At 68.2% G+C, this 255-nt stretch carries 1 protein-coding gene; it reads right to left on the bottom strand.

What is annotated here, in order from left to right; translation table 11 throughout:
- Positions 1-255: monovalent cation/H(+) antiporter subunit G (mnhG, locus tag SB719_RS21305; RefSeq protein ID WP_412159910.1), on the bottom strand; the 255-nt coding region annotated here is incomplete at both ends.

Below are 255 nucleotides of genomic sequence, written 5' to 3'. Positions count from 1 at the left end.
CGGCCGGTCCTCCATCAGCGACAGCGCCGCGCGCGACATCAGGTGCGCGCTGATCGGCGCGGTCAGGAACAGGAACACGGTGACCAGCAGTTCGCGCGGATGCACGCCGCTGCCGTTGACCCAGTGGTAGATGATCGACGCGAACAGGATGCAGCCGACGCCGAGCGTGCTCGACTTCGACGGGCCGTGGATGCGGCGGAAGAAGTCCGACAGCTTCGCGGTCGCCAGCCCGCCCAGCAGGGTGAAGAAGCAGCC

Source organism: Pantoea sp. SIMBA_079, from assembly GCF_046940275.1.
GTDB lineage: Bacteria > Pseudomonadota > Gammaproteobacteria > Enterobacterales > Enterobacteriaceae > Pantoea > Pantoea borealis.
The sequence above is the reverse complement of the archived record's forward strand: the minus strand, read 5'-3'. Positions and strand labels throughout refer to the sequence as shown.